Source organism: Bradyrhizobium sp., assembly GCF_049581145.1.
In the GTDB taxonomy this organism is placed as follows: Bacteria; Pseudomonadota; Alphaproteobacteria; order Rhizobiales; family Xanthobacteraceae; genus Bradyrhizobium.
The window spans coordinates 1-9,243 of sequence record NZ_JBAURI010000346.1 but is presented as its reverse complement, the minus strand read 5'-3'; the positions used below and the strand labels follow the sequence as shown (position 1 = coordinate 9,243).

Below are 9,243 nucleotides of genomic sequence, written 5' to 3'. Positions count from 1 at the left end.
GCGCGTTGGCGTTGGCATTGGCGTCGGCGGGATTGCCGGGCGGCGTCATGCCCGGACAGGCCCCTTCGGCGCTGACCAGGTCGTCAGGCGTCACCGGCCTGTCTGGCGTCAGCGGCGGCGAGTCGATCGAGACATTCCTGATGAACAACCGGCCGGAACGCGAGAACCATTCCGCGTCTGTCGACAGCAGATCGGATGCGCCGGAGCAGCCCGCGATGGTCGGAGCAAGCACCAGCAGCGCCAATAGCCGTTTCCGAAGATGGGTGTTGTCTCGCACGATAAACTGCTTCCCCAAACCGGCCCCCAACTGACGTTCCGACCATCACTTTGCGGCACCAACGTGGCTGGGCATGCGCCACACCGGGAACCTACCGAAAATCATCGATCAGCGTGGGGAACAGGACAGGCAACTTCCTTAGTCCCGGCGCCGCCAGCGGCCATGCTCGTCGGCCTGCCAATAGGTGACATCAAAGCCCCGCGCTTTGCAATCCGTCCAGGCCGACCGGGCGGCGGCAAGCGCCTCGGGTTCGTCGCCGTTGAAGACCAGAACCAGGCGCTCATACTGGTCCGAATCCGGCGGCAGTGCGGCGTTGTCCACCAGAAACCTGACCTTGGCGCCATTCGGATTGCCCTCTTCCACCGCCAGCACGATCGGCTGATCGGCCACATCGGCTACCCGCCAGGTGGCGTGGGGAAGGAATGAATCTTCGCGATAAGTCCACAAATGCGCGTCCAGCGCATCCGTGCGCTCCGGTGAGGTCGATTGCACGACCACCCGCCAGCCGCGCTCCAGCGACTTCTCAAGCAACGGCGGCAAGACGCTTTCCAGCGAGATGTTTTGCAGATGATAGAACAGAATTTCCGTCATTTTTCGTAGTAGTCCGCAATTAGCCGGTCCAACAGGCGAACGCCGTAGCCCGAGCCCCAGCTCTGATTGATCTCGGTTTTCGGCGCGCCCATCGCGGTTCCCGCGATGTCGATATGCGCCCAGGGTGTGTTGTCAACGAAGCGCCGCAGGAATTGCGCGGCCGTGATCGAACCGCCATGCCGGCCGCCGGTATTTTTCATGTCGGCAAATTGCGAATCGATCAGCTTGTCGTATTCGGGTCCCAGCGGCATGCGCCAGACCCGCTCGCCGGTTTCCAATCCGACCTTGTGCAGGCGCTCGGCGAGTTCATCATTATTGGAGAACAGTCCGGCATATTCGGTGCCGAGCGCCACCACGATCGCACCGGTCAGGGTGGCGAGATCGATCATGAATTTCGGCTTGAATTTCTTCGCCACGTGCCAGAGCACGTCCGCCAGCACCAGACGGCCTTCGGCATCGGTGTTGATGATCTCGATGGTTTGGCCCGACATCGAGGTGACGATATCGCCGGGCCGTTGCGCGTTGCCGTCGGGCATGTTTTCGACCAGACCGATGGCACCGACCGCGTTGACGTGGGCTTTGCGGGCCGCGAGCGCATGCATCAGGCCCACCACGCAGGCGGCGCCGCCCATGTCGCCCTTCATATCCTCCATGCTGCCCGACGGCTTGATCGAAATACCGCCGGTATCGAAGCAGACCCCCTTCCCGACAAAAGCCACCGGCGCCTCGCCGCGCTTTCCTCCGTTCCAGCGCATGATCACGGCACGGCCCGGCCGCGCCGAGCCCTGGGCGACGCCGAGCAGCGCGCCCATCCCGAGTTTCGTCATCGCCTTGACGTCGAGAATCTCGACCTGGACATCGAGCTTGTCGAGCTCGGCGGCCCGCCGGGCGAACTCCTCAGGGTACAACACGTTAGGCGGCTCATTCACGAGGTCGCGCGCCATGACGATGCCATCGACGACATGGGCGACGGGGGCGAACGCCTTGCGCGCCGCGGCCACGTCCTCGACCGCCAGCGAAACGTCGGCATTCAACGCGCCGTCGTCACCGTCGGCCTTCTTGGTTTTGTAGCGATCGAATCGGTAGGCGCGCAGCCTGATTCCGGATGCCATCGCCGCGGCTTGGCCGGGATCCATCGGGTTGTCGGGCAGTTCCGCAATCACGGTTACGGCTTCGCTGCCCGAGTTCAGTTTGCCGGCCAAGGCGCCGCCGAATTTCAGGAAATCCTTCTCCTTGAGCTCCGAGGGCCTGCCGGTCCCGATCACGATCAAGCGATGAATCTTGATTCCTTCGGGCTCCAGAATGTCGAGCGTTGAACCGCCCTTTCCCTTGAACTGGTTGGTCGCCGCCGCGCGCTTGACCAGCGCAGCCACCGGCCCTAGGGCTTTGCGGGCAACAGGCCCGAATTTCAACGTATCGTCGCAAAAGACCGCCAAAATACCGCGGGGCGCTGCGGAAAATGGGACGAAGCCGACCTTGACGGCATCGGGCATTGAAATCCTCCAAGATTTGGCTGTCGAGATTTGGCTGTCGAAGAGTTGGCTGTCGCGTGCCGCGGGTAGGCTTCAGGTGCTGCTCGGCCACTCGTTTTTGTGCAAAGAGGCCCTGATTCCGAACATTATGACCTGCCGCCCCCCGCTGCCAAGCATCCGCGTGGCCGCCCAGCCACATTGGATGAAATATTAACCATATATTGGGGGTGCCACGGCTCAGCCATTTTGTTGGGAGATCAACGAGATGCTATTGAGAGAATGGCGGCGGGGCAAATGGCGACTCGACCGAAGGGGGACCCCTCATCCGAGGGGTTGGTCGCGGTGGCCATCCCGGCGTGGCGGGCGGGAATCGTGCGGTAACGATGGGGTCGATCGACAAGTATATCTTCCGCACGACGCTTGCGTCGTTTGCGCTGGTCCTGGTCAGCCTGACGGGCGTGATCTGGATTACGCAGGCGTTGCGCGGCATCGACCTGATGACCAGCCAGGGTCAGACCATCCTCACTTTTCTCGGGGTGACCAGCCTGGTGATTCCGGCGCTGGTCCTGATCATCTCGCCAATCGCCCTGATGATCGCGATCTCGCACACGCTGAACAAGCTTGCGACCGATTCCGAGATCATCGTGATGAACGCCGCGGGCTTTTCGCCGTTCCGGCTGTTTCGTCCGTTCTTCTACGCCACCTGCGTGGTGGCGCTGCTGGTCGCCTTCATCTCGGCCTACCTCGCTCCGGACGGCCTGCGCCGCCTGAAGCAATGGGATGCCGAAATCACCGCGGACGTGCTCGCCAACATTCTGCAGCCCGGACGTTTTGCCCAGCTTGACCAGAACCTGACGATCCGCATTCGCGAGCGGCAGCCGGGCGGACTTCTGGTCGGCATCTTCATCGATGACCGGCGCGACCCCAACGAACGGGTCAGCATCGTCGCCGATCATGGTACCGTGGTGAAGAACGGCGACGGATCCTTCCTGGTTCTCGAGGAAGGCAATCTCGAGCGCTTCGAAGTGGGCAAGCGCGATCCGGCGCTGGTCGCGTTCGACCGTTACGCGTTCGACATGTCGAAATTCTCCAATCAGGGCCACGACGTGACCTTGGGGATCCGAGAACGTTATCTCTGGGAGCTGCTCGCCCCCGCGGAGGACGATCCGATCTACAAGCAGATCCCCGGACAGTTTCGCGCCGAACTGCATGACCGCTTCATGGCGCCGATCTATCCGTTCGCGTTCGCCGCCCTCACCTTCGCCTTCCTCGGCGCCCCCCGCACCACGCGCCAGAGCCGGAATTTTTCCATCGGCGCCTCGATTTTCGCCGTGTTCGGGCTGCGCATGGCCGGCTTCGCCTGCTCGGTCATGACGGTGACATCGCCGCTTGCCGCGCTCGTTCAGTATCTCTTGCTGCTGGCTGCGGTTGCAATAGGCCTCTGGACCATCATCGGCGGCATCGTGCTGGAGCCGCCGCCCGCGCTGCTCGAGGCGATCAACCGATCGAACGCGCGTCTGGCACGGCTGTTCGGACGGCGGACCGCCACCGCATGAGCATGATGTCCAATACGCTCGGACGTTATTTCGCCGGCCGCTTCGTGGTTTCGGCGCTCAGCGTGTTCGCGGGCATCTTCCTCCTGCTCGTGCTGGTCGATTATATCGAGATGGTGCGCAAGACCTCCGGAATTGCGTCCGCGTCCGCCATCATGGTGGCGGAGACGTCGCTGTTTCGCGTGCCGCAGCTGCTCGAGAAAATGATGCCGTTTTGCGTCCTGATCGGCGCGATGACCTGCTACCTGGCGTTGTCGCGGCGCCTCGAACTGGTGGTTGCGCGCGCGGCCGGCGTATCGGCCTGGCAGTTCATTGCGCCCGCTCTCGCGAGCGCCATCCTGCTCGGCGTGCTGGCAACGACGGCATACAATCCGATGTCGGCCAACCTCAGCGAGCTTTCCAAGCGCATGGAAGCGCAGATCATGGGCTCGGCGCCGGGCGGCGGCGTCCAGGATGCGTCCGGTTTCTGGCTCAATCAGGTCAACAGCGATGGCCAGGTCATCATCAATGCCGCCCGCAGCGAGCAGCAGGGCGTCCGCCTGACCGGGCTGACGCTGTTCCGATTCGATACGGAAAACCGTTTCAAGGAGCGGATCGAAGCGCGCGAGGCCACGCTTGAAGACGGCCATTGGCTGTTCAAGTCCGCGCGACGTTATGCGCTTGATTCGCCTCCGGTCGATCAGGACAGTTTCGAACTCCCGACCAGTCTGACGCCGGCGCAGGTTCGCAACAGTTTTTCGACGCCGGAGACTGTGTCTTTCTGGCAACTTCCGAGCTACATCCGGTCATCGGAAAGCTCTGGATTTGCGACGGCTGGCTACCGACTGCAATACGATAAGCTTCTGGCACAGCCGTTTTTGCTGGCTGCTATGGTCATGCTGGCGGCTTCCGTGTCGTTGCGTTTCTTCCGGATGGGCGGCGTGCAAAAGATGGTTTTGAGTGGCGTGGGCGCAGGCTTTCTGCTCTACGTTCTGTCGAAAGTAACCGAAGATTTGAGCAAGGCTGAGTTGATGTATCCGATCGCTGCGGCGTGGCTTCCCGTGTTGGTGGGCGGCCTCACCGGGTTTTTGGCCTTGCTGTATCAGGAGGACGGTTAGTGGCCCTGTTTGCCGCCCTCCATAGACGCTTGCCTGGGTTGGCGCGGCGCACTGCCCTGCGCCGGCATGGCTGGTTTATGGCTGTTGCCAGGCCCCTGATCGGGGTGACGGTTGCCCTGCTGATCGCCGGCGCGGCCGATCTTGCCGTGACGGCTCCCGCCGCTGCGCAGGGCTTCACCTTCAATCCGCAAGCGCCCCGCCCGGCGCGGCCGCGCGTTCCCAATGACGGGCAGATGCTCGTGCAGGCGGTTGAGGTCGATTACGACTACAACAATGCGCGCGTGTCGGCGGTCGGCAACGTGCAACTCTACTACAACGGCACCAGTGTCGAAGCCGACAAGGTCATCTACGACCAGAAGACCAAGCGGCTACATGCCGAAGGCAACATCCGCATGACGGATGCCGACGGCAAGATCACCTATGCCGACCTCATGGATCTGAGCGACGACTATCGCGACGGATTCGTCGATTCACTGCGCGTCGACACCGAGGACCAGACGCGAATGGCCGCGACCCGCGCCGATCGCTCGAGCGGCAATTACACCGTGTTCGAGAATGGTGTGTACACCGCCTGCGCGCCGTGCAGGGACGATCCGAAGAAACCGCCGCTGTGGCAGGTCAAGGGCATGCGCATCATCCACGACCAAGTGGACAAGATGCTGTATTTCGAGACCGCGCAGCTCGAGTTCTTCGGCGTTCCGGTGGCCTATCTGCCGTATTTTTCGACCCCGGATCCGACGGTCAAACGCAAGTCGGGATTCCTGATGGCGGCGCCGAGCGAGAGTTCGATCTACGGGTATGGCCTCGAAATTCCGTATTATTGGGCGATCGCGCCCGACATGGACGCGACCTTCGCGCCGCGGATCACGAGTACGCAAGGCTTGCTGCTGCAGGCCGAATTCCGGCAGCGCCTGCTCGACGGCGCCTACCAGATCCGCGCCTACGGCATCGATCAACTCAATCCGAATAACCTCGCCGGTCAGCCCGGCGACCGGCAATTGCGGGGCGGCATCGAAACCAAGGGGCAGTTCGCGCTAAACGACAAATGGGTCTGGGGCTGGGACGGCGTCGCTCTGTCAGATTACACGTTCATGTCCGACTACCAGCTGTCCATGTACAAGGACCCGATGGCAGCCTTCATGAACCTGCCTACGGAAGCGATTTCCCAGCTCTACCTGACTGGTGTCGGCAATCGCAGCTACTTCGATGCGCGCACCATGTACTTCCTGAGCTTCTCGGGCAACCAGCAACAGGTCCCGGTCGTCTATCCGGTGATCGACTATTCGAACGTCTTCAACTATCCGATCATGGGTGGCGAGGTCAGCTACAAGACGAATTTCACCAACCTGACGCGCAATGACGCCGTGTTCGATCCGATCACGACGACGGCCAACACCAATTCGCTGTGCACGACCGCCTCCGCCGACCCGATGGCGCGGATTCCGACGCAGTGCCTGCTGCGCGGCATGCCGGGGACCTATACAAGGCTCTCGGTCGAGGGTGACTGGCGGCGGTCGTTCACGGATTCTGCGGGTGAGATCTGGACGCCGTTCGCGAGCCTGCGCGCCGATGCGATCAACGCCGACATCTCGAACCAGCCGGGCGTGGCCAACTTCCTGCCGGTCGGCGACACCCAGGCGCTGCGGGTGATGCCGACCGTCGGCCTCGAATATCGCTATCCCTTCATCAACGTTCAGCCCTGGGGCTCGACGACGATCGAGCCGATCGCACAGATCATCATTCGTCCCAACGAAAGCTATGCCGGCAAGCTCCCCAACGAAGACGCGCAAAGCCTGGTTTTCGACACCAGCAACCTGTTCGACGTCGACAAGTTCTCCGGCTACGACCGTGTCGAAGGCGGCGGCCGCGCCAATGTCGGCGTTCAGTCCACCACGCAATTCGACCATGGCGGCGCCGTCAAGGTCATGTTCGGGCAATCCTATCAGCTGTTCGGCCTGAACTCGTTCGCGGTTCAGGACGTCACCAACACCGGCGTCGATTCGGGCCTCGCGACGCCTGCGTCGGATTACGTGAGCAGCGTCGAGTATTCACCGAACCGCACCTATACCTTCAGCGTGCGCTCGCGCTTCGACGAGGCGACCTTCAACGTCCAGCGCTTCGAGGCCGAAGCCAGGGCGAATTTCGATCGCTGGTCGGTCAGCCTGCTATATGGCGACTACGCTGCGCAGCCCGACCTTGGCTACCTGACCCGTCGCGAAGGGTTGCTGGGCACCGGCTCGGTCAAGATCGCCGCCAATTGGGTCGTCTCGGGAGGCGCCCGCTGGGATCTGGTATCGAACCAGATCAACCAGTATATTATCGGTGCCGGCTACGTGGATGATTGCTTCGTCCTCGCCGCCAACTATGTGACGTCCTACAGCTACGCGACGAGCACCCTGCCGCCCACGCTCAGTCACGCGTACATGCTGCAGATCGGTTTGCGAACGCTGGCCACCTCGCAAGTTGCCATTCCGTAGCCGCGGAGGGCTCCGCTTCGAGGATTCGGAAAGTAGAGCGGGCCCTCCCCGCGTCAGCGGTGTACCGGCGCGACGCAGGCTTTAATTCGGATCGGTCGAACTGGCGAAGATGATCATGAGCAACAGGTTTTCTCGCAGGTTTCCTCGCAGATTTCCTTGCGGCTTCTGCCGCGGCCTTCGGATTCTGGTCGTGGGTTTTGTCGCTGCCATGCTATTGCCGGCCGCGATTCCGCCGCTGCGCGCGCAAACGGTCGCCGTGATGGTCAACGGCGAACCGGTCACGGATTACGATATCGAACAGCGCAGCAAGCTCGACCTGCTGAGCACGCACAAGCCGCCCGTCCGCCAGGACGTGATCAATGAACTGATCGACGAGAAGCTCAAGATCAGGGAAGCCAAGAAATTCGGCGTTGATCCGACCGGCTCGGATATCGATCAGGCGTACTCTGAAATGAGTACGCGGATGCGAATCACGCCGGACCAGTTGACGAAATCGCTCGAGAGCCAGGGCATCCGCCCCGACACGCTGAAGGCCCGGATCAAGGCCGACATGGTCTGGACCAGCCTGGTGCGCGGACGCTACAAAGAGCGGCTGCAGGTCGGCGAGACGGACGTCAACAATGCCGTGCAGGCCGAGGGCGGCGACGCGCCGCAGCAGACCGACGCGCTCGAATACAAGATGCAGCCGATCGTCCTGATCATGCCGCGCGGATCGACGCCACAGCTGGTGGAAGCCCGCCAGAAGGAGGCCGAGGCCCTGCGCGGCCGGATCCAGACCTGCGACGAGGCGAATGCCTATTTCAAGACGCTGCCAAACGCCGCGATCCGCGATCCGGTAACCAAGACGTCCGCCGACATCCCTCCCGTGCTGCGCAAACTGCTCGATGACACCCCGATCGGCCATCTGACCCCGCCGGAAGTCACCAAACAGGGAATCGAAATGGTGGTGCTATGCGGGCGAAAGCCGACCACCGTCGATACGCCGAAACGAAAAGAAGCGCGGGACAAGCTCTTTGCCCAGAAATTCCAGACGACTTCGCAAAACTACCTGCAGGAAATTCGCAAAGAGGCGATGATCGAGTATCGTTGACGCATGGCAAAGCCCCTCGCGCTGACACTGGGCGAACCCGCAGGCATCGGGCCCGATATCACGATCTTGGCTTGGCTGCGCAGGGAAGAATTGAAGCTACCGGCGTTTTATCTGCGCGGCGATTGCGATTTTCTCCGACGACGCGCCAAGGCGCTCGGCCTCGACCTCGAATTTGCCGAGGTCAGCGCCGAGCATGCCGGCCCGGCATTCGCCGATGCTTTGCCGGTGGTTTCGACCGGCCACGCCGCAACCGCCGAGCCTGGCCGGCCCGACGACAACAGTGCTACGGCGGCTCTCGCCTCGATCCGGCTCGCGGTAGACGACGTCGTCAAGGGGCGCGCCAGCGCCATCGTCACCAATCCGATTGCCAAGAGCGTGCTCTATCGCGCGGGCTTTCGCCATCCCGGTCACACCGAGTTTCTCGCCGAGCTTGCCGTCACCAACGGGCAAGTTCCGCAGCCCGTCATGATGCTGTGGTCGCCGGTCCTTGCCGTCGTGCCCGTCACCATCCACGTCGCGTTGCGCGAGGCGATCGGGCAATTGTCGACCGATCTGATCGTCAGCACGGCACGCATCGTGGCGGCGGCACTGAGGAGCCGCTTCGGCCTCGCGCATCCCCGGCTTGCCCTCTCCGGCCTCAACCCGCATGCCGGCGAGGACGGCTCACTCGGCACGGAGGATCAGGC

General features: G+C 62.5%; 7 protein-coding genes and 1 pseudogene. 5 read left to right on the top strand and 3 right to left on the bottom strand.

The features are described 5' to 3' along the window. From WCB02_RS11340 to WCB02_RS11330, 3 genes and pseudogenes are all read right to left on the bottom strand, one after another. Window positions 1-277 (bottom strand): annotated as a pseudogene (locus tag WCB02_RS11340) (hypothetical protein); the annotation flags it as partial. Window positions 278-415: 138 nt separating this feature from the next. After that, window positions 416-868, bottom strand: a complete 453-nt coding sequence (locus WCB02_RS11335; RefSeq protein WP_423958242.1) for a DNA polymerase III subunit chi — start codon at window positions 866-868, stop codon at window positions 416-418. Continuing rightward, entirely contained in the window at window positions 865-2,361 is a 1,497-nt protein-coding gene (locus WCB02_RS11330; protein ID WP_423958240.1) for a leucyl aminopeptidase, read from the bottom strand. The genes WCB02_RS11335 and WCB02_RS11330 overlap by 4 nt, the downstream gene beginning before the upstream one ends. A gap of 362 nt (window positions 2,362-2,723) precedes the next feature. On the opposite strand from WCB02_RS11330, the gene lptF reads away from it, so the two are divergent. The 5 genes from lptF to WCB02_RS11305 all read left to right on the top strand — a co-directional run. Next, complete coding sequence (lptF, locus tag WCB02_RS11325; protein WP_423958239.1) at window positions 2,724-3,896, top strand: LPS export ABC transporter permease LptF; 1,173 nt, start codon at window positions 2,724-2,726, stop codon at window positions 3,894-3,896. Next, window positions 3,893-4,990 (top strand): LPS export ABC transporter permease LptG, encoded by a 1,098-nt coding sequence (lptG, locus tag WCB02_RS11320; RefSeq protein ID WP_423958238.1) that lies wholly within the window; start codon window positions 3,893-3,895, stop codon window positions 4,988-4,990. The genes lptF and lptG overlap by 4 nt, the downstream gene beginning before the upstream one ends. 77 nt (window positions 4,991-5,067) lie before the next feature. Next, window positions 5,068-7,467 carry an LPS-assembly protein LptD gene (locus WCB02_RS11315; protein WP_423958237.1) on the top strand — a complete coding sequence of 800 codons (2,400 nt, stop codon included), beginning with the start codon at window positions 5,068-5,070 and terminating at the stop codon, window positions 7,465-7,467. 208 nt (window positions 7,468-7,675) lie between these two features. Next, the gene (locus tag WCB02_RS11310) at window positions 7,676-8,557 is read left to right on the top strand and encodes a SurA N-terminal domain-containing protein (protein WP_423958243.1); all 882 of its coding nucleotides are present in this window, start codon (window positions 7,676-7,678) and stop codon (window positions 8,555-8,557) included. Window positions 8,558-8,560: 3 nt separating this feature from the next. After that, on the top strand, window positions 8,561-9,243 hold a 683-nt coding region (locus WCB02_RS11305), incomplete at its 3' end, for a 4-hydroxythreonine-4-phosphate dehydrogenase PdxA (RefSeq protein ID WP_423958236.1).